The following is a 470-nucleotide window of genomic DNA, read 5'->3' as shown; positions in this document are numbered from 1 at the left end:
ATTCGATCCGAAGGACAACCTGTTCGTACGTATTGACCGTCGCCGTAAACTGCCTGCGACCATTATTCTGCGTGCGCTGAACTACACCACTGAGCAGATCCTTGACCTGTTCTTTGAGAAAGTTGTCTTCGAAATTCGTGACAACAAGCTGCAGATGGAACTGGTGCCGGAACGCCTGCGTGGTGAAACCGCCTCCTTTGATATTGAAGCTAACGGCAAAATCTACGTCGAAAAAGGTCGTCGCATCACTGCGCGCCATATTCGTCAGCTGGAAAAAGACGATATCAAGCTTATCGAAGTTCCAGTTGAGTACATCGCGGGCAAAGTTGCGGNGCTGGTAAAGTTGCGGCTAAAGACTACGTTGACGAATCTACTGGCGAGCTGATCTGCGCAGCTAACATGGAGCTGAGCCTGGATCTGCTGGCTAAGCTGAGCCAGTCTGGCCACAAACGTATCGAAACGCTGTTCAC

At 50.7% G+C, this 470-nt stretch carries 1 pseudogene; it reads left to right on the top strand.

Features of this window, described 5'->3' with window-relative positions:
- Positions 1-470, top strand: a pseudogene (gene rpoB, locus FDX22_RS00430) (DNA-directed RNA polymerase subunit beta); the annotation flags it as partial.

The organism is Citrobacter sp. TBCS-14 (assembly GCF_005280805.1).
Classification (GTDB): Bacteria; Pseudomonadota; Gammaproteobacteria; order Enterobacterales; family Enterobacteriaceae; genus Citrobacter; species Citrobacter gillenii.
This window is presented reverse-complemented; position numbering and strand designations above follow the sequence as displayed.